General features: G+C 46.5%; 30 protein-coding genes and 1 tRNA gene. 26 read left to right on the top strand and 5 right to left on the bottom strand.

The features are described 5' to 3' along the window. Window positions 1-27: 27 nt before the first annotated feature. Window positions 28-1,257, top strand: coding sequence for an MFS transporter (locus IE104_RS13115; RefSeq protein WP_229837903.1), 1,230 nt, complete (start codon window positions 28-30; stop codon window positions 1,255-1,257). Window positions 1,258-1,267: 10 nt separating this feature from the next. On the opposite strand, the gene yegD is transcribed toward IE104_RS13115, so the two are convergent. The 5 genes from yegD to aroA all read right to left on the bottom strand — a co-directional run bounded on the left by yegD (window position 1,268) and on the right by aroA (window position 5,732). Further along, window positions 1,268-2,635: a molecular chaperone gene (yegD, locus tag IE104_RS13110; protein WP_189419232.1), complete on the bottom strand. Its 1,368-nt coding sequence runs from the start codon at window positions 2,633-2,635 to the stop codon at window positions 1,268-1,270. Between the two features lie 84 nt (window positions 2,636-2,719). Beyond that, window positions 2,720-3,364 (bottom strand): tetratricopeptide repeat protein, encoded by a 645-nt coding sequence (locus tag IE104_RS13105; protein WP_229837947.1) that lies wholly within the window; start codon window positions 3,362-3,364, stop codon window positions 2,720-2,722. Continuing rightward, entirely contained in the window at window positions 3,351-3,776 is a 426-nt protein-coding gene (locus IE104_RS13100) for a hypothetical protein (protein ID WP_189419229.1), read from the bottom strand. The genes IE104_RS13105 and IE104_RS13100 overlap by 14 nt, the downstream gene beginning before the upstream one ends. A 164-nt stretch (window positions 3,777-3,940) precedes the next feature. Beyond that, complete coding sequence (locus tag IE104_RS13095; RefSeq protein ID WP_189419227.1) at window positions 3,941-4,363, bottom strand: acyl-CoA thioesterase; 423 nt, start codon at window positions 4,361-4,363, stop codon at window positions 3,941-3,943. 82 nt (window positions 4,364-4,445) lie between these two features. Beyond that, window positions 4,446-5,732, bottom strand: coding sequence for a 3-phosphoshikimate 1-carboxyvinyltransferase (aroA, locus tag IE104_RS13090; RefSeq protein ID WP_189419225.1), 1,287 nt, complete (start codon window positions 5,730-5,732; stop codon window positions 4,446-4,448). A gap of 191 nt (window positions 5,733-5,923) precedes the next feature. On the opposite strand from aroA, the gene IE104_RS13085 reads away from it, so the two are divergent. From IE104_RS13085 to IE104_RS12965, 25 genes are all read left to right on the top strand, one after another. Continuing rightward, a tRNA-Met gene (locus tag IE104_RS13085) sits at window positions 5,924-6,000 on the top strand. Between the two features lie 117 nt (window positions 6,001-6,117). Then, complete coding sequence (locus IE104_RS13080; protein WP_189419223.1) at window positions 6,118-6,999, top strand: ParA family protein; 882 nt, start codon at window positions 6,118-6,120, stop codon at window positions 6,997-6,999. Next, window positions 6,992-8,569 carry a ParB family protein gene (locus IE104_RS13075; RefSeq protein WP_189419222.1) on the top strand — a complete coding sequence of 526 codons (1,578 nt, stop codon included), beginning with the start codon at window positions 6,992-6,994 and terminating at the stop codon, window positions 8,567-8,569. Before IE104_RS13080 ends, IE104_RS13075 begins: the two co-directional genes overlap by 8 nt. Window positions 8,570-8,571: 2 nt before the next feature. Then, on the top strand, window positions 8,572-9,114 hold the full coding sequence (locus tag IE104_RS13070; protein ID WP_189419220.1) for an STY4526/YPO1902 family pathogenicity island replication protein: 543 nt from the start codon (window positions 8,572-8,574) through the stop codon (window positions 9,112-9,114). Between the two features lie 11 nt (window positions 9,115-9,125). Then, window positions 9,126-10,463 carry an STY4528 family pathogenicity island replication protein gene (locus IE104_RS13065; protein WP_189419219.1) on the top strand — a complete coding sequence of 446 codons (1,338 nt, stop codon included), beginning with the start codon at window positions 9,126-9,128 and terminating at the stop codon, window positions 10,461-10,463. 254 nt (window positions 10,464-10,717) lie between these two features. Further along, window positions 10,718-11,773 carry a PFL_4669 family integrating conjugative element protein gene (locus tag IE104_RS13060; RefSeq protein ID WP_189419217.1) on the top strand — a complete coding sequence of 352 codons (1,056 nt, stop codon included), beginning with the start codon at window positions 10,718-10,720 and terminating at the stop codon, window positions 11,771-11,773. Continuing rightward, a complete protein-coding gene (locus IE104_RS13055; protein WP_189419215.1) occupies window positions 11,773-12,489 on the top strand; it encodes a hypothetical protein in 717 nt (238 codons plus the stop codon). Before IE104_RS13060 ends, IE104_RS13055 begins: the two co-directional genes overlap by 1 nt. A gap of 62 nt (window positions 12,490-12,551) precedes the next feature. Further along, a complete protein-coding gene (locus tag IE104_RS13050) occupies window positions 12,552-13,316 on the top strand; it encodes a hypothetical protein (protein WP_189419213.1) in 765 nt (254 codons plus the stop codon). Window positions 13,317-13,318: 2 nt separating this feature from the next. Further along, the gene (locus tag IE104_RS13045; protein WP_189419211.1) at window positions 13,319-13,972 is read left to right on the top strand and encodes a conjugal transfer nickase/helicase domain-containing protein; all 654 of its coding nucleotides are present in this window, start codon (window positions 13,319-13,321) and stop codon (window positions 13,970-13,972) included. A 26-nt stretch (window positions 13,973-13,998) separates the two neighbouring features. After that, a complete protein-coding gene (locus IE104_RS13040) occupies window positions 13,999-14,541 on the top strand; it encodes a ParB/RepB/Spo0J family partition protein (protein WP_189419209.1) in 543 nt (180 codons plus the stop codon). A 23-nt stretch (window positions 14,542-14,564) separates the two neighbouring features. Then, a complete protein-coding gene (locus tag IE104_RS13035) occupies window positions 14,565-14,822 on the top strand; it encodes a hypothetical protein (protein ID WP_189419207.1) in 258 nt (85 codons plus the stop codon). Next, window positions 14,803-15,633 (top strand): DnaT-like ssDNA-binding domain-containing protein, encoded by an 831-nt coding sequence (locus IE104_RS13030; protein ID WP_189419206.1) that lies wholly within the window; start codon window positions 14,803-14,805, stop codon window positions 15,631-15,633. The genes IE104_RS13035 and IE104_RS13030 overlap by 20 nt, the downstream gene beginning before the upstream one ends. A 145-nt stretch (window positions 15,634-15,778) precedes the next feature. Continuing rightward, window positions 15,779-16,027 (top strand): hypothetical protein, encoded by a 249-nt coding sequence (locus IE104_RS13025; protein WP_189419204.1) that lies wholly within the window; start codon window positions 15,779-15,781, stop codon window positions 16,025-16,027. 87 nt (window positions 16,028-16,114) lie between these two features. Continuing rightward, window positions 16,115-16,594, top strand: a complete 480-nt coding sequence (locus tag IE104_RS13020; RefSeq protein ID WP_189419202.1) for a single-stranded DNA-binding protein — start codon at window positions 16,115-16,117, stop codon at window positions 16,592-16,594. A gap of 20 nt (window positions 16,595-16,614) precedes the next feature. Next, window positions 16,615-18,609 carry a type IA DNA topoisomerase gene (locus IE104_RS13015; RefSeq protein WP_189419200.1) on the top strand — a complete coding sequence of 665 codons (1,995 nt, stop codon included), beginning with the start codon at window positions 16,615-16,617 and terminating at the stop codon, window positions 18,607-18,609. A gap of 21 nt (window positions 18,610-18,630) precedes the next feature. Beyond that, the gene (gene pilL2, locus IE104_RS13010) at window positions 18,631-19,050 is read left to right on the top strand and encodes a PFGI-1 class ICE element type IV pilus protein PilL2 (protein ID WP_189419198.1); all 420 of its coding nucleotides are present in this window, start codon (window positions 18,631-18,633) and stop codon (window positions 19,048-19,050) included. A 13-nt stretch (window positions 19,051-19,063) separates the two neighbouring features. Continuing rightward, complete coding sequence (gene csrA, locus IE104_RS13005; RefSeq protein ID WP_189419196.1) at window positions 19,064-19,300, top strand: carbon storage regulator CsrA; 237 nt, start codon at window positions 19,064-19,066, stop codon at window positions 19,298-19,300. Between the two features lie 18 nt (window positions 19,301-19,318). Further along, on the top strand, window positions 19,319-19,648 hold the full coding sequence (locus IE104_RS13000) for a hypothetical protein (RefSeq protein WP_189419195.1): 330 nt from the start codon (window positions 19,319-19,321) through the stop codon (window positions 19,646-19,648). A gap of 24 nt (window positions 19,649-19,672) precedes the next feature. Continuing rightward, on the top strand, window positions 19,673-20,422 hold the full coding sequence (locus tag IE104_RS12995; protein WP_189419193.1) for a complement resistance protein TraT: 750 nt from the start codon (window positions 19,673-19,675) through the stop codon (window positions 20,420-20,422). Between the two features lie 141 nt (window positions 20,423-20,563). Beyond that, on the top strand, window positions 20,564-21,289 hold the full coding sequence (locus IE104_RS12990) for a tetratricopeptide repeat protein (protein WP_189419191.1): 726 nt from the start codon (window positions 20,564-20,566) through the stop codon (window positions 21,287-21,289). 16 nt (window positions 21,290-21,305) lie between these two features. Beyond that, entirely contained in the window at window positions 21,306-21,992 is a 687-nt protein-coding gene (locus tag IE104_RS12985; RefSeq protein ID WP_189419189.1) for a DUF7168 domain-containing protein, read from the top strand. Window positions 21,993-22,044: 52 nt separating this feature from the next. Next, the gene (locus tag IE104_RS12980) at window positions 22,045-22,404 is read left to right on the top strand and encodes a hypothetical protein (protein WP_189419187.1); all 360 of its coding nucleotides are present in this window, start codon (window positions 22,045-22,047) and stop codon (window positions 22,402-22,404) included. Between the two features lie 212 nt (window positions 22,405-22,616). Next, window positions 22,617-23,036 carry an antirestriction protein gene (locus IE104_RS12975; RefSeq protein WP_189419185.1) on the top strand — a complete coding sequence of 140 codons (420 nt, stop codon included), beginning with the start codon at window positions 22,617-22,619 and terminating at the stop codon, window positions 23,034-23,036. Window positions 23,037-23,297: 261 nt separating this feature from the next. Beyond that, a complete protein-coding gene (locus IE104_RS12970) occupies window positions 23,298-24,020 on the top strand; it encodes a hypothetical protein (protein WP_189419183.1) in 723 nt (240 codons plus the stop codon). Window positions 24,021-24,362: 342 nt separating this feature from the next. After that, entirely contained in the window at window positions 24,363-25,178 is an 816-nt protein-coding gene (locus IE104_RS12965) for a DUF3577 domain-containing protein (RefSeq protein WP_189419182.1), read from the top strand. Window positions 25,179-25,327: the final 149 nt, after the last annotated feature.

The following is a 25,327-nucleotide window of genomic DNA, read 5'->3' as shown; positions in this document are numbered from 1 at the left end:
CCTCGCAATTCCTACCGGCAATTCATATTGATTATTCTCGACCCCGCATTAGCGCAGAATCGCGACTACAAACGTTTTTGGTTTAGCCAAATACTTTCATTCATGGCAAACCAAATTGTCATGATGGCTCTGGCCTGGCATCTATATACCTTAACTCACAGTGCGCTCAGCCTTGGCTATTTAGGCTTGGTATTGTTTTTACCACAGGTACTTTTGGTATTGGTTGTTGGACAAGTCGCAGATCGCTATAACCGCCGCAAAATAATTCTTATCACCCAATTTTTAGAAGCCGTCATTTCCTTAACGCTTTGCGCCAGTGTAATTTTTGATATTGCATCGTCACATTGGATATTTATTGCAGCATTTTGTATTGGTGGAGTACGCGCATTTCAAGGCCCAGCGCTACAAGCACTCTTACCCAGTCTAGTGGGATTAGATTTATTACCCAAAGCGATTGCCCTGGGTTCCGCATCGCGTCAGTTCGCCACTATTGCAGGCCCCGCTCTTGGCGGCTTGTTATTTTTAGGTGGAACAACCTTTGTTTATGCGTCCAGCGGTTTATTTTTTATCATTGCTTTTACGCAAATATTTTCCATTAGGTTTACGGAACAGACTCGCCAAAATGCACCCCTAAGCTGGAAAGTATTAACCGCAGGCATTCAATTTATTTGGCAACGCAAAGTTGTGTTAGGTGCAATTTCGCTGGATTTATTTTCGGTTCTTCTCGGCGGTGCAACAGCACTACTCCCTATTTATGCCGAACAAATTTTACATGTCGGCGCTGTTGGCCTCGGCTTTTTACGCGCTGGCCCCGCTATAGGTGCGCTGTTTCTCGCCGTGTATTTATCGCGCTACCCGCTGCAAAAAAATGCCGGCAGAACCATGTTTATTTGTGTCGCAATTTTTGGAATCACGACATTAATTTTTGGTTTGTCAGAATGGTTTTTCCTATCGCTAATCGCGCTGATTATTATGGGTGCTGCGGATATGGTGAGCGTTGTGATTCGCTCCACGCTCGTTCAATTGCAAACTCCTAACGATATGCGCGGGCGAGTCGGTGCAGTGAACTCCATTTTTATTGGTGCATCCAATCAACTAGGCGAGTTTGAATCTGGTGTAACTGCTGAATGGTTAGGCGTGGTGCCCGCCGTTGTAGTGGGAGGAATTGGAACGCTGCTTGTAGCCGCGCTTTGGTTGCGGCTATTTCCAGAATTGTATAATTGGGGCAAAGCAGAAAAACCTACGTCAGAAAACTAGTTAAATTAATCTAGCGAAACACCCTACCCGCCCACACACCTAAACCCGCGGCAACACTGCCGAAATGATCGCCATCTACCACAGCAATTTGCTCGCCAAATAGCGAACGAATAACGCGCTGAATCAGGGGTGATTTGGCACTACCACCTGTAAGATAAACAATATCCGGTTGGGCTTCAGCTTGCGCAACAGCTTCAGTAATCAGCGCAGATATTTTTTGCAGCAGTTGCGTGCTGACCTCGGCAAAGTCTTGCGCCGCACAAACAGGTGCTAAATTGCTTTCAATAAAACCTAAATCAATCGCGCAATTGCTTTGTGTAGAAAGCGCGATCTTTCCACCTTCAGCTTCACGAACCACCGCAAAATTATGCTTACCCTCACGCATTTTAATAAAACGATTTAATAGCAAGGGTTCAGTTGTTTCACGCGAAAGTTTTTCAAGCAACTGAGTTGTTTTCATATCATAAAAATCGGTTTGCGCACCTATATCATTAATCGCCATTGCATTTACAAAAGGCATGATGGGCATTGGCAACCCGGTGGACAGTGGTGAGTTAATTCCGAATTCCGGCATCAGCAATTTTTGCGCGAATTGAATATCAAAATCATTACCACCAACGCGCTCGCCAGTGTGCCCTAAAAAATCCTGCGCACGATCAAGCTGCTGAATATGTGCAGGCCCCATCAACACCATGGAGCAATCTGTAGTACCGCCACCAATATCCACCACCAGCACGCGTTTGTTTTCCGTCAATCGCGTTTCAAAATCGAAACCGGCGGCCAAAGGTTCAAACAAAAATTCTATCTCGCGAAAACCAACCCGCTTGCCCGCCGCAGTTAAAATGTCTTGCGCTTGTTGGTTGCTATGCTGAGCATTAATACCCTGAAAATTTACCGGGCGACCTATAACGGCTTGCGTAATTGTTTGCCCCAGATGTTCTTCTGCGCGAATTTTCACATTGAGCATCATGGCTGCAACTACATCTTCAAAAAAATCGACCGACTGCTGGCGTAAACCGCTCGCGCCTAAAAAAGACTTGGGCGATTTAATAAAATAGCCTTCGCTTGGTGCCGCTATGTAGTGATCAATGGCATCTTGCCCAAAAAATAAACCGTCGCGCACATTAGCAATAGAGTGCTCTTGCTTACCGGCGCGAGATTGACTCAATAAAGCAGAGCGACTTTTTGCAAACAGGAGCTTATCTTCGCCTTGCGGCAATTGTTGCCAAACAGCTTCTGCAATAAAGGAACGCTCACAGGCGTAAAGAGTGGAATGCGCAAAAGTATTACTACCGTAAAGCGGGATTAAACGCGCTTGACCATTATGAACATAGGCCATAGCGCAATTAGAGGTGCCGTAGTCGAAACCCACAAACATAAAATTTCTCAGTAATTTTGTGGACGACACCTTAACACAGATTATTGAATGGCTTCTAATGACCCGGCAATTTTGTCAGCGTGTTTAATTTTTACTCTTGGCCATCTGCCGAATTTCCACAAGATTTTTTTGTGCAGTCACACTACCTAGCTCAATCGCCTTTTTGGATAAATCAGCGGCTTCTTTAAATCTGCCTTGGCGTTTATAAACCAACGATAAATTATTCAACACCCGTTGACGTGAGGTAACGCTGGGTAATTTATCTAATTCGTTAAGCCCTTTAAGCAAACTGGCTTCTGCATCTTTAAAGCGTCCGTTTTCAATTAAAAACCAACCGTAGGAATTATAAATAGTGTATTCATCCAGCGGTTTACCGGCTGCTTGCAGCTGTTCTTTTTGCGCAATCGCCATGCGAAACCATTTATCTGCATTTTCAATATCTTTAGGTTGTTTTGATAAACTTTGCGCGCGCTCTGCACAGGCCAATGCGAGCTGATACATTGCACGATAATATTCAGGTTCGCGCTTGGTGATGGGCAGCAACAATTCAATTGATTCGTTATATCGCTGCGCAAGTCGCAAAGTTTTCGCGGTATCTACCGCTTTGGCATCAGCGCCTTTGTATTGCGGCTGGATGGGATCATCTGCAAATGCCAGCTCCGCAAAAAGCAGTTGCGTTAGCAGTAATAAAACTGCGCACGCGCATTGAAATAGATTAAGGTGCTTCATCACTGCTTCCTCCTGCATCATTGCTGCTTTTTGCTAAGGCAATATCGCGATCCGTAATTAATTTAATCAGCGTGTTTTCGTAGCTGAATTTCACCGAGTCGCCAGGAGCGAGCACTATATCGGCCTCACCATTTTCACCCATGGTCAACACCGCGCCGCGCACAGATACCGTTGGTGGAGGAAGATTTGCCAGCATGGGTTTTGAAGGGGAAATATGAATACTGATTTGCGAAGGATGCAGCAGCTTGAAAGCCTCCACACCTGCAGCAAGTAACGAGCAACCTAGCGCGAAGCCCATAAATTTATAAGCGCCGCGTTTGCCTTCACGAATTAATAAGAACGAGGTGTAGAGGGTAAAACCAATTAGCCCCATGGCCCCCAATTGCACCAGTTTGACGAGCAGCGTTTCCATTTCACGTCTCCTAATGAATATGTTCCCGATAGCGTTCTGGCCAATTATTCTTGGATTAGGCCGGGTTGAACCTCGCTATATTTGCACAGACAAGCGCCAACTCACAGAGACATATTCATTAAGATCAACATTTAAGCGCCAGTATTTTGGTCGCGCGCAACAACCTATTCCGAAGGCGTTTCAATTACAGCTTCCGATTCCATTAATGCCGCAATCACATCTGGCACAAATGGACGGCCACGCTCATTTAATGACGTACCTGTAATCTTACCCGACAACATCAGCTTGTTATCTTTTTTGCGATAGATATTTTGCAAAAAATCAAACCGCACGCGCGAGGATTGCACCACAACGGTATCTACATAAAATTCATCGCCACTCACCAGAGGTGCTTTGTAATCCAGCTCTGCGCGCAACACAACCAAATTAATTTTTTGACGCGCCAGCTCCGCAAAATCCACACCGCGCGACAACAAAAATTCGTGACGAGTGTGTTCCAAATAATTTTGGTAAACGCTGTTATTCACTATGCCCTGCATATCGCATTCATAGTCACGCACTTTAAAATCAAGGGTAAATATAGCCATTGTTCAAACTCCTTATTGCCAAATGTCGGCTGGAATAAAAACGGAGGCCGCAGCCTCCGTTAAAAGTGTTGCTCGTCGAAACTTAACTAACGACAGACGCAAACACATCAAAATAGGTTGGGAAAGTTTTTGCAGTGCATTTTGGATCGTTAATGCGCACAGGCACACCACCAAAAGTTGCGAGAGAAAAACACATTGCCATGCGGTGATCATCGTAAGTATCAATTGCTGCATTCGGGATTAATTTTTCCACCGGTGTCACACGCAACCAATCCTCACCCTCTTCTACAATTGCACCCAACTTGCGCAACTCGGTAGCCATAGCAGAAATGCGGTCTGTTTCTTTTACTCGCCAACTGGCGATGTTAGTTAAACGCGAAGGTCCATCGCAAAAGAGCGCAACTACCGCGAGCGTCATGGCTGCATCGGGGATATGGTTGAAATCGCGATCAAAGGCTTTAAGCGGTAAAGATGGTGCAGAAGCTTCAATCCAGTTCTCACCTTTTGTAATCGTCACACCAATGGCTTCCAATGCATCGGCAAAAGCAACATCGCCTTGAATACTGCTAGCGCCGACGCCCTGCACGCGAACCGGGCCACCGCCAATTGCACCTGCAGCAAGGAAATAAGAGGCCGAAGACGCATCACCTTCCACAAACACAGTACCCGGGGTTTTATAGCCCGCTGCGGCCGGAACTGTAAAACGCTCCCAACCATCGCGTACAACATTTACCCCGAATTGCGCCATCAACTTAAGGGTAATTTCAATGTAAGGTTTGGAAATAAGCTCGCTCACCATTTCAATATGAGTCTCCTTCCCTGTCATAGGAAGGGCCATCAAAAGCGCAGTAAGGAACTGGCTCGAAACATCACCACGAATCTTGATCACGCCATTGGCCGCGATAGTCGCAGGCTTAATCAATAACGGAGGGAAACCTTCCTCGCCAAGATAAGTGATATCCGCGCCTATCTGACGCAACGCATCCACCAAATCGCCAATGGGGCGCTCATGCATACGGGCAACGCCATGCAATTTGTAAGTACCGCCGCTCAAGGCGAGCGCTGCGGTCAAAGGACGAAACGCCGTGCCCGCATTGCCTAAAAACAAGTCGCCCTCTTTATTAGGGAAACTCCCACCAGTACCCACGATTGTATAGTCGTTCTCGCCAGTCTTGGTCACGCTCACGCCTAATGCAGCAAGCGCCTCAAGCATACGGTCAGTGTCGTCTGATTTAAGCAGGTCGCGAATTTCAGTAGTGCCCGAAGCCAAGGCGGCAAGCAACAAAGTGCGGTTAGAAATGCTTTTGGAGCCGGGCAAATGAACCAGGCCTTTGGCCTTGCTGGCGGGATTTAAATCGAGGAATTCCATCGTGAACCTTTAACTATTCTTGGGTTTGAACAATACAATTACATGCGGAAATTGATGCCTGAAAATACCCGCGCACTATACCACTAACCGCCCTCCAGATTTGCACCCAAGTTGCCCAAGCCCATGAAAAACTATCATTTTCAGGGTTGACATTGTCCGCCCCAAACGCCAAAATGCGCGCCCTTGACTATGGCTAGATAGCTCAGCTGGTTAGAGCACAGCACTCATAATGCTGGGGTCGGCGGTTCAATCCCGCCTCTAGCTACCATATTGAAAGGGTCTCCTACTTACGTGGGAGGCCCTATCTAAATAAGGTCGCCGCAATACTCAAGTAGTCTGTTTTTTCTAGTTCCTCAATAACTTGACGTTAGTGAGGATAGAAAAAATGCCAGCCAAAACTTATGGTATCACCTGTACAAAGGGTGGTGTCGGCAAGACCACAACCACAGCAAACACCGGTGCTTTACTTGCTGACATGGGTCAGCGAGTTCTACTTATTGATGCCGATCCGCAACAAAGCCTTTCTCGTTTATATCAACTTCAACAAAAAGCCAACTTCGGGTTAACGCAGCTTTATCGCAATGCTAATGCCGAGGGCTGCATATCGAAAACTGTTTATTCGAATCTGGATATCGTCATTAACGATGATCCGGGTGGCGACAGTGGCGCCATTTCGACCTTTCTCCGAGAATCAATTACACATTTCCAGCACCTGTTCTATGCCATTGAAGGCATACGCAATCAATACGACTACATTTTAATAGATACTCAAGGTGCCAAAGGCATCATTCAAGAGACAGTTATATTCGCAGCAGATGTTTTACTTTCCCCAGTCCAGCCAAAGGTTTTAGATGGTCGCGAATTTATCCACGGCACAGTCACGCTGATCAATAAATTCAAACCGCGCCCAGGTTTCACATCGATTACCGGTAGAGCCCTTCCTCCAGTTAAAGTTCTTTTTAGCCAATGGGATAGAAACTCCGACTCAGAAAGCGTTTCCAGATACCTACGCGCCGAATTCGACAAGGAAGTGGACGGCCAAGTCACCGTGCTTAATACCATCATTCCTCGCCTGAAAGTGTACGCGGAATCAAGCCTAGGGACTCCAGTACATCGCCTGGAGCAAACCCGCCCCGGCTCTACGCTTCCCGCTCTTCAGACCATGTTAGACCTTATTTATGAACTCGAACCGAAGCTGATAGGAATCGAGCCAGAATGGAACGGAATGAACGCAAAACGGGTGCAGGGAGAGGCGACAAATGTCTAGAAATCATGACTTTGCTGCAGCGTTAAATGCACCTCATTTCCAAGCATCTGAAGAGTCGGGCACCGTACCGCCAGACCCCTCGGTTCCAACACGTGTAAGAGTAACCTTGGACAACGTCATTCCCTCAAGACGCAATCCAAGGAGAACCCAGAATCCAAAATTCGACAGCATAAAAGCGTCGATATTCGCACGTGGGCTTGACGAGCCACCACAGGTAACTCGCGAAAATCCAAGCGATCCCTACATGGTGAAGCGCGGAGGAAATACTCGACTACAAATTTTGAATGAGCTTTGGCAAGAGACTCAAGATCCCAAATTCTTTTCCTTCGATTGCATGTTTGTTCCCTGGCCAAAAGAAGGGGATCTTGAGTTATTGATCGGAGGTACTGTTGAAAATGAAGAACGCGGCGATATGCTATTTATTGAGCGCGCCCTTGCCGCGTACGATTCAAAAATACTTCTTGAAGACAAATTTCAAAAGCAATTCTCAATAAATGCCCTAGCTAAAGAATTATCAACACGCGGATGGGCAATTGAACAAAGCAACCTAAACCAGCTTCTTTATGCCCATGAAACATTGTTTCCCATTATTCCAACAGCATTCTGGAATGGTTTGGGAAGGCCCGCAGTCAAGGCAATCCGAAAAATTTTGGACAATTCCAAAACATTTTGGGACTCGGTTGCCAAACCGGATGAAGGTTCCTTTGATGAAATTTGGCAAGCTACTTTTACAGCTCTTGACGGCGACGGCTTTGATATTAACGAGGCACAAAACCAACTTGAGTCAGATATCGCCTCCCGCCTGGACGCTCCAATCAGTTCGGTGCGAGCTGAAATTCAAGCAATCGCACAAGGCATAAGTCCGGGCGGCGTACGACCTGAAAAGCCTTTCGAAAATCCGCAAGGTGCCGCCCTCGGCGCTTCCGACAAATCTAAAGGGAATGCCAATACATATAAGGCAGGTGACGGCAGGAAAAATTCTCAGGGCGCTGCCCCTCGAGAAAGAGACAGTGAACAGAACAAGCAACCGAATAGTCCATCCGGTATTGAGCAGACCGAACTGATTGGAGACGCGCTGCAGGCTCAAATGGTTGGATCCGATTCAACTAAGGCTCAACGACTCCTTGGGATGTCGTCAGAAGAGCTAATGAGCCACGCTTACGGTCTGGCCTACGAATGCGCATTTAACCTTGGCTTTGACACATTGGTTGAATTTGCACCTGCATCTCTTGGCGGCGGTTTAAATAGCGGGTTCTATTTGCTACCAGGTGATTCAGAAAAGACTCTCAATGAGATCGAGGCATTCTACTTCGTAACGCTGTACCAACTCAGTAGTTGGTTCGTAACAGACCACAACGCCCCCGAATTCTCCTTAGTTTCGACATCTGTACCAATCGATTACCTCGGCCTTGACCGCTTTCAAAATCTGCTTTGCCTAACCACCGAAAAGCGAGCGCTATTACGTGCTGCTAGCGCTGCTCAACACCCACTTGGGAGACTCTTCCCAACGCTGGATGAGCTCGAATTGACGGTTGGAATACTGAGCTTTCGCAAAGCGAAGGAGGTGTAGTCATGGCGCCCAATATCTTCATTATCAACCAACAGGCGATCATGCTGGCAGTCTCTGCAATTCAGCGTGACGACACTCGTACTCTTGAACAAATGGGGCTGGCGGAAATAGACAGTGAGCTTGCGAAGCAGCTTAAAGAACTCCAGATGGATCATCTAAGCTGTTTGATTGATTTCAGAGGTTCCCTACTCCACTGCCAGATCGACAAGCGCCAGCTACAAATGTTTGTGAACATGGCGAGCGAGAAAACCAGAGAAGACGACCAAATTAACAAGGCCATTCGAGCTGGTATCCGTCAACCTGTACTCGAAGAACTCAAAGGTATTACTCGGCGCGACTTCACGTTTAGACGCGAACGCATGGAAATCCCTGAACACAGTAAGGGACGCATCGAAAACTTAAACGAAGACGACGAAATTGCGGTTCTACGCGCTTGGCAAAAGCATCAAATAATTGTCGATCCGCTAACGCGGTTACTTGCCGTGTTTGATGAAACTCAAATCTCACTTGATCGCGCATGGATCGCGATAAAGCAAGCATTTTGAGTATGAATCACATGACTGATCAAACCGACTTGATAAGGCTTACGCGTCAAATTGAAAAGGCAGAACTTGACCTAATCAGAGTGCGCACCGGTCCAGATGATTCACCTGAGCAAGAGGACGGCATGGCTGTCCTCTTTACCGGTCAATGGAGCGATAACTTCCCCCGCCATCTTGTACTGAATCAAACCTTGTCGCCGTTAGAAAAGGTGTGCTGGCAGGCAATTCGCTTATCCATAATTAGCCCAGAAAAACCTGGAGCAACACCTCGCAGAGACCAATTGGCTTCAATGATCAATTGCTCAGCAGCCACAGTAACGGCCGCTCGAACAATGTTACGTGCAACTCGATGGGTTACCTTTTGCAAAACTGTGCGTAAGCATGGACAGTTTGTAGGAGATATCTATTTGTTTCATGACAAGCCAATGTCATTGGAATCGACCCTACAGATAGATATGTCGTACATTCAGTTTTTACAGAATCAGACGCAATCGCCAAATAAACGACTCCGCACTGTCGCAGGAAACATTCTAAAAGAAATCGATAGTATCCGTAGCCTCCAAGCACCAACTGAACTCGATCTTATTTCTGCGCAACTTAATTCCGCAAAAGAATCACCCTTCAATAACCACATCAAAAATTTTGACACGGTTACAGCAGGTGAAAAATTGTCGAATTTTGCTAAGTCCCCGCGCCACCTACAAAATTTTGATTCGGTGAAGACACACAAAAGCAAGCCGGATGGAAACCATATCAAAAATTTTGACTCGGTCGAATCGGTTGAAAAAAGTGCATTAACCGCAGAAAGAAATTTTTTTCCTTCTCGCGCGCACGGTAGTAATAATAATTATCTTGATAATAAATATATATCTACGCACGAGAATGAAGACGATTACTCGCAGATTGAGCTGTTTGTCGCTGACAATCCAAACCCGAATCCCGACGCCAATCCGGAGAAGACCTACACACTTGCGCTCCAGCACTTTCCAAGCCTCGGAACAACCTGCCCTGAAATTAAGCGCTACGTGATTACGATGTTTCAATTTCGTGAAAACCAACTTCCAGTTATTGAGCGGATGCTTAAGAAAGCACCCGAGTCTCATCGAACAGATATTTTGATGCAGACAATCGCAAGGAATGCGACCTACTTGCACGGCTGGGCGGCAAGACCACTACATAACTCAATTGCGTTTGTTGGAGAGCTCATTCGACGAGCGGATGCAGATCAATTCTATCCGGACGAATGGGCTCTTGAGCTAAAGCGAGCCCTGGCCTGCAATGACGCGCCTATGTATTTCGACAATCCGGACAGTTCAGCGTTTCGAAAGCGCCAGCAGGATCAGAGCGACTAGTTTGGTCACTGACCAAACATTTCAGGAAGCTGGAAGTTGAATTACTTGAAGCTGGGAGTTTGGTCACTGACCAAACATTTCAGGAAGCTGGAAGTTGAATTACTTGAAGCTGGGAGTTTGGTCACTGACCAAACATTTCAGGAAGCTGGAAGTGTGGTCACTGACCACACCCCAAGAATCGAGAGAATTAAACGTGTCACGTGACACGGTTTCAGCGGTAAACGCGAAGTTAAAGAGATTCATAGGAGGACGACATGAGAAATGAAACTGAAGGAAAAACTAACACCAACAAAACTACGAGGCTGACTGCGATGAGCGATGTTGCTGAGCATGATGAAAAAATATCTGAAGCTGTAGAGATGGCTACGAATGCTGGCGACGATGCAGAAGCGGAAGCGATGTTTCGCACCAGAATTGCATCGCATAAGGCGGCAGCACGCAGCGCTGTCAAACCGTCCAACCAGCCAGGCTTGGCGGATCCGCTTATCGGGCCAAGCACGGCCAACATGACCCCTGGGGCAATCCATACGTCGGCTGTGGTCAAGTTCCATTCGACTCAATCCGTGAATTTATTTCGCGGGCGCAAAGGCGACCCAGCAAATAATGTTCGCCCCATTATCGGTTTAGCCAGATTCGCAAGGCAGGTCGCGTTGGTGTGGTCGGCTTCGAGCATCGATGATCCATTTGCAGATCAGGTGTTACTGGACATCGAAGAAGCATATGACGCTGCCAAAGAAACTTTGGACGCGAGAGAGAAAGCTATGAACGATCTCCTTCACGGGATGGAAGATTTTGAAGTCTCCATTGGCGCCAGTGACGCACCTGTCGAATTTCGCTTGCAGTTCTACAGCCCTTGGGGCTTTCGCGGTGCAATGTTGCTCAAACAATTCGACAAGATTATGCGCATGGCGCTGACAGCGAAACACATAGGTCTATTTGCTGACAATGACTGGGTGTCAATCGTCAATAATTCGGCGCGCGCGTTGAGGCACATGTTCGCCCAGGTAGACGGTTGGATATCAACAGGTCTGAAGCGCGAGGACATTCGTCAAAAAAACAAACTTGCTCGACGCGCGATTGCGAGCTACGACGAAGCACAAGGCCGCCGCATTCTGCTTACTCCTGAGGTAATGAGCGGTTTATATAGAGCGAAGCTTAGTCCGGTGAACCGCATTCTAGAGGGCTACCTGAGCGATGTTGCGCAGGGCACCAAAATTATGAGCGATATAAAACTGGCAGCAGACTCACTAGCGCAAAAACATGGTGCGACGAAACCAATTAACGTTGAACGAAAAAAAGGTAGCAAATAATGCGCGTAAGTAATCGAATCTGGTTAGATTCAGATGATGCGAATCCGAGTTTTGCGGCCCATTCTTTAAAAGGCCTTTTAAGGGATAAGGGAGTTGCGGATGCTGAAAAGAGTATTCGCATAGTTCAGCGCAAAATCATTGCGTTGAACGACGCAATGGAGGCACTGGTTGCCAGCCAGCGTCAAAGCGCAAAGATCGCCAGATGCGAATGTGTTGACATGTACCTTGCGACGACTGAGCGCCGTGAGAAGCTCACGGTGGATTACACAGGGCGCGAAGCATTCGATCACTTAGCCCATGAAGGTTTGAAGTCTTCCTGCGTTTTGGAGTGGAGAGCTAAGAAACCATTTGCTGATACGTACGGGCTTTCTAAAACCGGACGAGTACACCCCTTCGATGCTGATCATAAAACGTTCCCGATGGTTCAGGAATTTTTAGCCAAGCAAGCGCCGGGCTACTACAAGGTGCTTGCCGCTTACGAGACCGTTAGAAATACGCTCAATTACACAATGAAGGCTTACCGAAAAGTTGCCATGGACCTGCATCGCGTACGAGTTGAAGCTGACGGTTTACCACCGCATCTGTTTGACAAGCAAACAGTCAACCTAAGCCGGAAGCTTGTTAACGATATCGACTCGACCGGTGAACTCGCGCAAATACTTGCGGGCATCTACGGCGAAACTTCCGCACAATCTGACGCAAGTGAAATCAATTAAACCGTGTCACGTGACACGGAAATTGAATCTAATGGCGGAACCCCTCCACTCTGGTGATTGAAATGCGCATTAAAGATTTTGATAAATTAATACCACTCACAGAATCCCAAATTCAAAACCGCGGGCGTTGGTTAACGGCTGGACTTATTGCTTCAGTGCTTGTCTTAGTCGCTTCCCTAATTTGGTTTTCTTCAGCTCCAGGCGCAGTATTAGAATTGCTCAGCTTTGGACTTTTTGTCGCCTCCCTAATATCCGGATATTCATGCATCAATCGGATGACTGACGACTTCGAAATATCAGCAGATGCGTATACCGCGCTACAAAGCCATAAAAGCAACCAGCGCATCAAATCCTACATAGATTCTGTTCACGCTGTTGGTCGTAGCATCATTACTCGCTCCGAATATTATTCAATGATTCACTACGCACAAAATCAACTTCCCTTTTTGGACCGAAAGTCGAAGCTATTCGATACCTCACCGATGGCAGACGACTTTGACGCTCAACGAAGAAGAAAGGCGGATGCGTTTGAAACTCTGGTCAATCAAATGTTCGCCGACGCGATAATTGAAAAATTCGATGAGAAAGGCCTCAAGGAATTTTTGCAACGGGCACGCTCTCTCCTCATAACAATTCCCTCATTAATTGCAAAGAACTACCACTTGGAAAACACTCAGTTAAAACTCATCTCATCACTTGATCCAGATTCTGATGGGGTCATAAAGAATAGCGATTGGGCGCAAATGATGAAGCGAGCATTCAATCAAATGACTGCTACTGACGATGCGATAGACGCAGCCGATTCGGAAGAAAAGGACGCAAATTAAACATGAAACTAAATACAGGTGACATTGTAAATTTTCATCCAATCATCGGCGGAGCCGTAGGATCGACCGGACATATCATCCAGGAGATTCAATACGCTCCCAACGATTTCGGTTGCGACGTGGCTTGGGTAAGCGGTAAATGCGGTTGCGTTGCTTTAGCAGCTTTGAGTAGCGCAGGCTCCGGATACAACGATCACCAATATCTCGATCAAACTCACACTGCACGAGGGGGCTCTAGGAGATCTAACGCTCCGCTGGATGCTTCTGATTTCCTCAGATGGCTTCGTATTGGACTCGTAAAACGCGAGATCGCTATCAACGGATCTTACACAGCGGTTCACTCAGTAAAAGAAGGCCTATTTCTCTTGAAACCAGCGATTTTTAAACAGTATTTAATTGAGAAAGGTATCGACCAAGACCTCCATGAACAACTCTCTAACGAGTTTCGCAAGCTTAAAATTCATACCACAAATGCCGATGGAAATTCATCGCATACGTATTGGGTTGAAACCAAGTTTAAAGGCGCCAAACCACTCAATGGCTGGGTAATACCATTCACTGAAATTTATGGCAATGCACCGAGACCGCCTTTTAATCCCAACCTTTCAAGATCACAAGGGAATGGTAGTTCCACGGTGAGACTACAGACCAGATAAATATTTCCTTAGGTTCGGGCGTCTCCATGAAACAAGCAATCCTGACAGCCAGAGCGTTAGAACTTTTAGCGGAGCTGAAAACTGCGAGCGATCACGCCACTAAGTCAAAGTTGATTGCTGACCTGGATGAGCGCGGCGTGAAAGCCAGCGCCATTCAAAAGCACGCCGGAATAGCGGACTACGAACTACGCCACTATCGAAGGGTTTATACCAAACTAACACCTGAAGTATTTAGTTTCTTCCAGCAGGGAAAAATTTCGTTTTCCCAAGCCAAGGTTCTCGCAAGTAGTGACTTGGCGAAGCAAGAATTTTTCGCCAGGGAAGCAATTGCTAAAAGGCTAAGCGTAGTGAGCCTAAGGAAGAGGATCTCCGGCAATCATAACGGAAAATTTATACGAGACTTGGAGCGACTATCAAATAGCTACTCAGAACAAACCGGTTTTGATATCCAAATAATTGCAGATTCAAAAAATGAGAAAGCGGGCAAGCTGGTAATTTCCTATCACAACCTTGATATGTTTGATGCAATATCAGAGAAGCTAGTTGGCTTGCCTAAAGACGAATACTAACAACACGCGTCGGAGCTCACACGATGAACAATAAATTTTGGAATGGGCTATTAGTAGGATTCACGATAATTGTAGGCGGGGTCGCAGCAATTTTATGGTATGGCGGCACGCACAATGCTTTTACATTTGAAGAAATTTCAAATGCACTCCAGCGCGATTTCGATAAATTTTCTAACTCCGTCTACGCAATTGGAATGTTGGCAGTCATGCAACCACTTATCATCTTTATCGCTAGAAAAATAAGCAGGATCTCTTTAGATTATGAATCTCGCAAAAAATGAATTAAGTGAAAACTGGATGCCTGACGAGGCTCTAATTGAGCAAGTAGCGCTGCACAATATCCCTACTGATTTCGTTCAGGGTTGTATCGCCGCCTTTCAAAATCAGATCAAGCTGTCGCCCACTAGCTCCCTATCGTTAAGAGCTCAATTTATTAAATTTATTCTACAACGTTGGCGAGCGAAACTAGTAGCCTGCGACGATGGGAAGACCGAAACAATCGCACCACCTCCAACAACTGCTCTGCTATCAATGGATCGAGGTTGGAGACCGAGCGAATCAGCATTTCAAGCGCTGACGATCACTCTTAAAATTAGCTCTGAATTTATTGAGGATTCAATTCCTGAATTTGTTATTTACTGGAACGAACGAGGCGAGCTTAGTAATACGTGGAACAGCAAATTTACAATACATGTAAAGAATCAATGGCGAAGATACAAAGCGGCGCTTGAGACCACAAATATTTCTACAAAAATTCCATCTGATTGGAAGCCAAGTGATGCTGTGATAGATGTGCTACGAGCCGCCAACATTGATCTCGAATTTGCGAATAGCCGAATAGTTGATTTCATAATCTATTGGTCAGATACCGGACGCACTAGCCAATCTTGGAATACAAAATTTTTACAATACATTAAATTTCTTTGGGCGAGGAAACTAAATATCGATGAAGGATCGAACCGAAACAATCGTACTCCTAAACCACGATTAAAGTCGCAAGGTGGAATCACGGTTACGCGAACGCGCGATAGAACGTTGCTGGAAGACCTAATTGACCGCAGTTGGGCCGACGGTGTTGTCCTGCGAAATTAATCTGCACATTGTTATTTTAGTTTTCGCCTCGTTACGCATCAAACAGATCATTAGACTGATAGTGTTGGTTAAGAGAAATCAATCAACGTCAAGTCAAAATACCTTGCAGGCGCTCTTCGGAGCGCCTTTTTTTCAGGTGCCACCCATGAAACACATGACAGTCGTTTATAGCATTGTTGATGAAAGTAGATTTATAGAAGAACAAACGAGAGTGATGGACTTATTCGCAGAACTCGGGGAGAAGCCATGGAGTGTCACGGCTGTTTCCTTGGACAATGAAATACGCCGTTTGGAGTTAGTCGAGCAAGCAATCAGTAAAAGTGATGTGGAAATAATTCCCGCGATCCTGGAACACAACGACGTTGGAAACGTGAGCGATATTGATGAGCTCTAATATGCACAAACATTCAGCAATTAAACGCTAGAGAAATTTAGTGCTGTAAACAACCATAGCATTCCCAATTTATCAATGGAGAGTGCAATGCGTAATATATTTATCGACGAAGGAAACCTGGGCGCAGATCCAGTACTGAGATATGTTCCAGTACCAACGGCCAACGGAACCGAGCAACGCCCAGTGCTCGAATTAGATGTCCGCTTCGACGTTCAAAAACAGAAGAGCGGCGCTTACGAAGATGTTGGCGGATTTTGGGCCACTGTGAGTCAATGGGGACGACTTGCTGAAATAAATCACAAGCTGTTGGTAAAGGGTTGCCGTGTCCTCGTCGTCGGCGAGCAAAGCCAACAGGAATACATTATTCAGAAAGGCGAACGTGCGGGCCAAACGGCGACTGCACTACACATCGATGCGACCTACATCGCACTAGTTTTATTAGGCGTTGACGACGTCGTTTATTCGAAGCGTAAACCACGCCAACCAGACGCTGGTAACCACGAATTCATTACCGAAAACGATAGCAGTGACAGCATTCCTTTCGATTCCCAACAACTTCAAAACTAACGGATTAGTGGGAGCTGAACATGAATGTTCTCCTCGTAGTTGAATCACCAAACAAGGCAAAAAAATTCCGGGGATATTTCCCGGAATTTAAAATAATTCCCACCATTGGCCATTTCAAAGACCTGCCCACCGACCGGATGGGCGTTGAACCTCCAGACCACAAACCTGAATGGGTTGTCATGGAAGGTAAGTATCAAGTGGAGAGGGATCTCATTGCCGCCGCTAAACAAGCCGATGTAATTTACCTTGCGACAGACCCAGACCGAGAAGGCGAAGCCATCGCCGCTCACGTCGCTAACACAATTGGTAAAGCATCTGCCTCTAAAATTGCACGAATTACCTACACAGAAGTGTCGAAGGCCGCCCTTAATCTGGCAATTAAAAACAAACGTAGTATTGACTGGCCCCTTGTCCGTGCCCAGGAAGCAAGACGAATTATTGATCGATACGTTGGCTACCAAGTATCCCCTGAACTCACCAAGAAGTTTAAGTCACTCGGAAACACCGGATTCCTTACATCAGGTCGTGTCCAATCGGTCGCCGTAAAGCTGGTTGTTGAACGCGAGAAGGAAATAACCAGCTTTGTAGCTATTCAGCACTATGGCATTACTGTCTCATTGGAAAAATCCGCGATACCGTTCTTCGCAACCTGGAAGCCAGAGATTAAGGACGGTGAACTAGTTACCTTGCGAGCAACAGCCCAAGAAGTTGTTGATCGCACCCAGTCGCTCAAGGTGATCTCCTCTGACTCGAAACCCAGGGTCGTGCTACCACCCAAGCCGTTAACAACCAGCTCTTTCGTACGATTGATGGCGGCAGCATTGAAACTCACCACCAAACAAGCAATGGACGCGGCGCAGAAATTATACGAGCAAGGGCTGATCACCTATCACCGTACTGACAGTCCAACGATGTCAGCTGAAGCGGTAACTAATATTAGAGCTTTTGCCAAAATCCAGAATCTCCCGGTACCAGCAAGCCCACGCGATTACAAAGCATCAGCGAACGCTCAAGAAGGCCACGAATGCCTGAGGGCGACGGATATCAACTTACAAGACGCACTTATCTCAGGTGTTGAGGATCCATTACTAATTTCCGTCTATCGCCTGGTGTGGCAGATCACTCTTGAATCGCAGTTGAGTGATGGGCTAGACCTAGCGACTGTAGTTACCTTTGAGAATGCTCACAGCGATGCATTTATAGCTCGTGCTCGGTCTGCCAAGGAAGCTGGATGGCGAGCTGCTGCGCAAAAGTTTGGCACCGACAAGGAAGTAATTGAAGCTGCCACTGCTTTAGATAATACCAACTCACCTGCTGATCCAGTTGCTGAGCAGAGCAAATTGCCAAGGCTTGAGATTGGCGAACAGCTTCAGCCCTTGAAAGTTGACCTGCAGATAAAAACTACAAAACCACCAGAGCGTTTTACCGAGAAAACGTTGGTTGAAAAGCTGGATAAATTAGGAATTGGCCGACCAAGTACCTACGCATCCACTATCGAAAGAATCCTCTCGGTCGGCTATATCACACGAGCAAAGAGTTTGCGACTCGACCCTACTACACGAGGCACAGCAACTGTCTTGGCGCTCGATGGTCACTTCTCCTTCCTGGATTATGGATACACCGCCCGGATCGAGCAGTCCTTTGACTTAATTGCACATCGCAAATCTGACTATCTGGCGGTAGTTACCGCTGCATGGAATGCGCTGGATAGGGAATTAGCAGCCTTTAGGGGAGCTGCCTTACCGGACACAGTCAGCGCGTTCGATTTGTCCTGTTCCCCGACAGCCCAAACTAAGAGTAAGCCTTCCAAGCCCTCTAGCAATGGACAAAAGCCATTGACGCCCAAAGCAGAGACAACGGCTCAAACCAAATCGATGCCTGGACAAAAATGCCCGGACTGCACCACCGGAACACTTTCTATGAAGAAATTCAAAGAAGGCGGCAAGAACGCTGGAAAGTCTTTTATTGGCTGCAGCAACTTCCCTACGTGTAAGCACTTTGCTTGGCCCCACTAACCAAACCACCTTGGAGTTACTATGAAACTACGAAATATCGCCTGCTTTGGATTCGCGCTAATGATGACAACTTGCGGCAGCCAAGCAGCTGAGGAAGTCAAAACCGATCGTTACACACTCACTAAAGTGGAGCCGCAAGGCGATCAGCGACAACCGCTCACTTCTATCCTCACCATGAACTTCGGAATCGATGTACGAACAGTGGGTGAGGCGATCACCGAAACATTGAACGGTTCCGGATATCGCTGGGAACAACATGTTGATGACCAAGCTTTGACTGCCCTGCCTCTGCCATCCGTGGTGCGTAATATGGGACCGATTCGATTGAAAGACGCCCTGGAGACGATTGCTGGTCCTGCTTGGACGCTAGAAGTAGATGATCTCCACCGTACTATTTGGTTTTCCGTAAAGCCCTCTGCCACAACTTCACTAACACACTAAAAAAGGAATAATCATGCTGATTTTAACTCGCCGCATTAGCGAATCCCTCATCGTCGGCGACCACGAAATTGTGATCACCGTACTGGGCGTTAAGGGAAATCAAGTACGTATCGGCGTTCAAGCAGATCCCACCGTGGCAATCGACAGAGAAGAAATTTACCTACGCAAGCAGGCCGAACGTAACCACCCCTCCATACCTCCAAATCGACAGCCCGCGAAAAAATTTGCTAGCGCTTTCCGAAGAAAATAAATGCGATTGGTGAATGCGATGACAGATTATTCTTTTAGGCTTGGAGAATTGCGATTTCGAACTGGCACGTTAATAAGAATAAATAATCTTGCAATCACCGCACAATTGCATGGCAAGCAAACATTTCTGGTTCACAAAGATTTTTGCGATTTAATTGCACTACTCAAATTCAGTAAAACCCATGACCACCAGGAAATAAGGCATCACTATGAGCGCCTGGTGGAACACATTGATCGTGACACTCTTGGGTTCTTTCGAATCCATGGCGTTGACTTAAAGCCGGATGAAGTTGAAAAGAAGTCCAGCTCTAAAAAGCTGGTAGATATTTTTACCAAACGAAATCAATAGTTAATTTAGAAACAGGAGTTTTTTATGCGTATTTTGCGACACGTTAAATTGATATCGGCATTTTCAATAGTCGCAACTTTAATGGGTTGCGCAGCAACCGAAGTTGCCATTTCCAAAAAAGATCTTGATGTCCAAACCAAAACGAGCACAGCAATTTTCGTGGATCCGGTATCGCCCGAAAAGAGAACTATTTATGTTGATGTTAAAAGCGGTGTGCAGGAATTTGATCGCGCCGTGTTTAAACGCCTACTTATAGATTCCTTCTCAACGAACTCCAATGGCTACAAAATTATCGACGATCCAGAAAAAGCGCAATACGTACTGAGCGCCTTCGTTCTTAACCTGGAGAAAGCATCGCCTACCGCATCACAGCAGGCGCTTGGCAGAGGGTATCAGGGTGGAGGCGTCTTGGCGGGCGCCGCAATTGGAGGGGCGACCAACAATGGCTACAAAGGCGCTCTTGCTGGCGCTGTCGTCGGTGGTGCAACCGATTTGATCAGTGGCGCATTGGTAAAAGATGTCACCTACATGCTTGTATGCGATGTACAAATCAAAGAGCGCGCAAAGTCAGGCGTGTTAGTGACCCGCGACACGAGCATTACTACGAAAGTTTCGGACAACGGTGGCGTTCATCAATCCTCCACCGAACAATCCAACCAAAAAGAATATGCAACGCGCATAGTGACGACAGCAAATAAATCAAATCTAAAACTCGAAGAAGCTCAAGACCCGATGTATAAAAAAACCTCGGCCGCTATAGCAGGCTTCTTTTAATCCTGCATATAAATTAATCGCTTTACCCTGCGCCATGGAGGGCATTTTTACCAAATTTCTACCACAGTATTTGAATTGATCGTTAGCGCGGTCTGCTTGATCATCCCGGTGATCCGGGGCGGTCTCTTTTCGGATAATGCCATGAACTTAAAATCGCTTTTTTTTGAAAAATTTAGGTGGGATATTCTAGTTGGAATATTTCTGGCAGTTGCTATTATCTATTTATTTTTGAGATCGACTTTGCATGAGGTGAAAATCGATTCAGAGACAAACGCCGCAATTGCAGAATATACAACCTCACCAACCCAATCAAACTTCGAAAGACTAAGGATGGTACTTATTGAATGCATGAAGATTGATGACTGGGATTGCAAAAGACAATTTAACAGTTCCAAAGTGATTTCGACCTTGGTGGCTTACAGAAATATAGACTCGTTTATTCAGGCAAACGTCTACGATGAGGAACGCACATTTCAGCTAGCCAGTGAATGGGATCAATACGTCGGAAAATCACCAATCGGTTTATTACGAAGAGCGGAAGCTCAGGCTAGAGCTTCTAACTATTCCGGTGCGTTAAGCGCCTTCAGGCTCTCGTTTGACGCAGGTAAAAAAAATGAAGTTGCGAGAGATCTCATCCATATCTACAGATATTTCGGCTGCAAGGACGACATCTCGATTTGGAGCGAATATTTCCATCCAACCTATGACCACAACGGACCATATTTGAATCCGACCGGCGCAAGTTATCCAGAACAACCATCCCAATTAACTGTTGAAGAAATAATTGATAGGCGCACTCGTCTTCGGCGCGGTGAGTTTCAAATGCCGACTGCTACATGCCCTGTTACAAAATTAATAAATTTCTGAAAGTAGCGGAGGAGACATGACAGAAAATATTAATCAACGCATTATGGAAAAAATATCCAAGTGCTTGGCAATGGCAAAATCTTCCAATCCACATGAAGCTGAAATTGCTTGGCGCCAGGCGAAGGCCTTAATGGCAGCCCATAACCTAGGAAGGGCCGACATCATCGCGTCTGCTGCCGTCACCTCCCGCTTTAACATCGGTGTACGCCCGCCAACTTGGCTGATTAAATTAGCCAATACCTGCGCTCAGGCGTTCTCCTGCACCGTTATCACCGAAAAATTGATTCGAAAAGAAGCAGTGATTATCGGCGTTGGAAATCAACCGGACTTTGCTACCTACACGTTCGATGTTCTGCATCGTCAACTTATCCAGGATAGGCGCAATTACGTTGCAGCCATGTCCTCCCGTTGCCGACTTTCTTCCAAACGGCGCCAAGGTGAAATCTTTGCGGAGCATTGGGTTACGTCGGTCTGGAATGTAATCGCGAAATTTGCAGAAGCTGATCCAGCGGCCGACGAAATTATCTCTGCGTATATTGCGAAACAATACCCAGAGGTAGTCAACATAACATTGGAGACTCGCAAAGTTACCAAGCGAGATTTGAGTGCCGCACACGCAGGCCGGAACGCTGGTGCCAGCGCTAAGATTCATAGAGCCATGGGGCAGGATCATCGGGAACAGCTGGAATTGCTGAGTACTTGATCTACGAACATTAGGCGTGACGTCACGCAAATTTCTGGTGCCACTAGCAAAAATGAAAGATAAATTTGACCAACGCACGGAGGATGCATTTGGTATCGCCAAGTTGCGCGGACGCCCAGTCATTTCGACTCCAGAAATGAAAAGAAAGCAGTCGGCCAATCGGTCTCGGCGCTATCGAACGCGCCAGCGGATTATCAACCAAATTGCACGAAGCTTAGCGGCTTGTCCGGACATGAACAGCGATGCATATATGCAGTTTTTGAACTATCTTGGGAACTCTAAAGTCGATAGGGAATGCGAAATATGTTACGAAAGTGAAACCGGAAATCTGGGATTTCAAAAGATTCTATTTTCGGAATTAGCGGAAAAATATTTTCAGTACAAAGATGTCGCTATAGTCACTTGTGATTAATTGAAATTGGATTTAATATTTTTCCAAGCTCAGCAATGCTGGACTTGTTAGTAGACTTTCAATAGCACCGCAACAGAGTCAAACCGAAAGGTTGTGCTTATCATCAAGTTCGAGGCGTAAGCCTCAACGTCAGATACAAACCCGTTGGGATAAATTTTCCCAACGGGACAAGTTTATCTCCTCGGGTTTTTTCATTTCTACAGGAGATAACTATGTCATGCTTGGCCGTTTCGCCTAATTCCGTTTTTTCTGTAAAGGTTCCTGAACAGGATCGAGCAAAAGTGCTTGCTTTGCATTTTCCAAAAGCGCACTTCCGTTTCGAGAACTTCACGCACCATATTGCTGAAAGAATCTGTGCCAAATACGTTTTTGATCAGTGGGATTTTTTCGAGCTCGGTAACGGTGGCTTTTACATGGCACCCAGCTCCGGAGAAAACTTCCTTATTGATTTGCCATTCGGACGAAACTATTCCGGCGTGGTGTCCAAAGACGCTTTCGGTATTATCTGCAGTATGTACACGTTCTGCTTCCTCGCTGATGAGGATCCGCGATTGGCGCTTCATCACATGTGGCTTTCTAGCTTTTACCAATCGCATCCTGAGTGGGAGAAAATATGGTGGGCTGTCGAGTAATGCACTCGCCATTTCCGCTGTTTCATCTTGAACCCATTTAGGGTTAGCGCTAGACTGAGTGTGTTAAGGCATCAACGGCGTTCGTTGAACCTTTATAGAGGTCCCCATAAACGCTGCAAAGGGATCAAGTCGCAAGACCGCGTTTAGACTCACTAATCTGAAGCTTTGGCTTCATCATCATTGCCCGATGGGAAAACTACTCCCATCGGGGGTCAGTTTTCTCTTCGGGCTTTTTTATTTTTCTATCCCGGAGATAACATCATGGCTATTCAAACCAAAACCAATCATTCCGCTTTTAACTTGCGTTACAGTGCATTCTTGGGAATGCTGTATTTTTCCACCCCAGAATCTGAGGCGCTCATCAGCGATGCGAAAGCACTCGTTGGCGACGAAGAAGCTAAAAAGGGGTACAAGGGCAATAAAGGCGATTCGGCGTCTGCAAAGGCTCTGGATTTTTTGCGTCAAAAAGGTATTACGCCGATTAATGTATCAGGCATTCTTAACAGTGCCCGCGTTATCGAGCGTGATGTTGATGGCCGCCCAACACCGTACCTCAATGTGGGCTTGAAAGATGGAGAGGAGCGTTACTACGTTTCTGTCAATCTGTCTCAGGAAGCTGCTCAAATGCTCGTGCGCAAACTTGTAAATGCTGAGATTGGTGTTCACACCGAACTGAACATGTTTGCTACTTACGGCCAGCGTCCAGGTGCTACTCGCGCTTACGCTGATCACGGTGCAAGCCTGCGTCAGAACGGAAATGAAGTTAAATCTGTTAGCCCTAAAGAGCAACTGTCCCCACGGATAGAAGCTGATAAAGAAAAGCTGCTCGGAGCAGGAATTGCCGATAAGGAAACTCTTGCAACGCGTCGTGCGAAAATCGAGTTAGATTTTCACGTTGAGTTGATGACAGCAGTGACTGCAAATGTCGATGCTTATTTCGCTTCAACTGAATTACCTGATTCTGATGCGAACGCTGCAGCGTGATGTATTTATCAAACTATAAAATCCCCGAGCGTTAACCCGGGGATTTTATTTTTTGATTCAGTAAGACGTACCCCACGCCAACTTCCCCGAATCTCGACTAGATCACCTTCTATGCTTGCGATGCGCAACGAGGTTGACTACCATTTCATTTGTAAGAGCTTCAACGGCTATTCGTTGAGCCTTTTAAGAGATCCCCACAAGCGCTGTAATGGGATCGTGTCGAAAGACGGCGTTTATATTCATTTCTGAAGCTTTGGCTTCTTCATCTTGCCCGATGGGAACTACTCCCGTCGGGAGTCTGTTGCCTCCGGGTTTTTCTTTTTCTACCCCCGGAGAATTAACATGATTTCGAATTCCAAAGCTCAATCAGCCCCAATAAATTATTTCAACGCCCATACTGAAGGTTTGGGTTACCTTGATTCACTTGAATTGGTTAACCCGAAGTCCGGTCAGGATTTTGCTCCTTTCTGGTCTGCAAATTTTTGCATGCTGGAAGGAAATCCACTCAACCCTGATAAGACTTTCATCTCGTTGAAAATACCTTGTGAAAAGGCCCTTAATGAACTGCTGCCGTTTGTGGAGCACATTAACGATCCGGACACAAAAGTATTCGTTGGCTTACGACTGGCGGACTACCGTGCAAAACCATTTGTGTACGGTCCCGAAAGCCAGACACCAGGTAAGTTAGGGGTTAACTATTCGGCAAAGCTTATCAATATCCTCCATCTCAAAGTGGGTGATCAGACGATGAAGCTGAAGCGGAATGAAAAAGCCACTACAACCGATTTTGGTGTACATGCTCAAGGATCTGCTCGGAATGCTCAGCTAGCGCAAGAGCCTACCTCGCAAGCTCCAAACAATCGCCCTTTCGTGGTTCAACTGTCCCAGACGGAGCCAAACTTCGAAATTACGAAGGAACGCCTGAAGGGAGAGGGTTATCGCTGGGCGAGAGATCTCACAGCCTGGGTATTACCCTCTGTGAGACTGGATAAAAGCCACCCGGATTTCCAGGCCAAGGTGGCCGAGCTTAAATCACTCGGATATCGCTGGAACAAGGCGGCTACAGCTTGGGAGTTTGAGTTCAATAAACCGCAAGGTGCATTTCGCTCAACGAACCAGCAATTTGCTCAACAGCGCACCTATCAACAACCCCATTAGGATGTAGGATTGTGTTGGTTTGGCGCGCCATGTATGCTTCGGGGATGGATTACTCCATCCCAGAGGCGTCATGGCCAAAATGTTGTTAAAACGACATTTTCACCATGACGATTCTCCAGACGCGGCTGTTTCCGCGACCTTTAGCCCTT

Source organism: Cellvibrio zantedeschiae (genome assembly GCF_014652535.1).
GTDB classification, from domain to species: domain Bacteria; phylum Pseudomonadota; class Gammaproteobacteria; order Pseudomonadales; family Cellvibrionaceae; genus Cellvibrio; species Cellvibrio zantedeschiae.
This window is presented reverse-complemented; position numbering and strand designations above follow the sequence as displayed.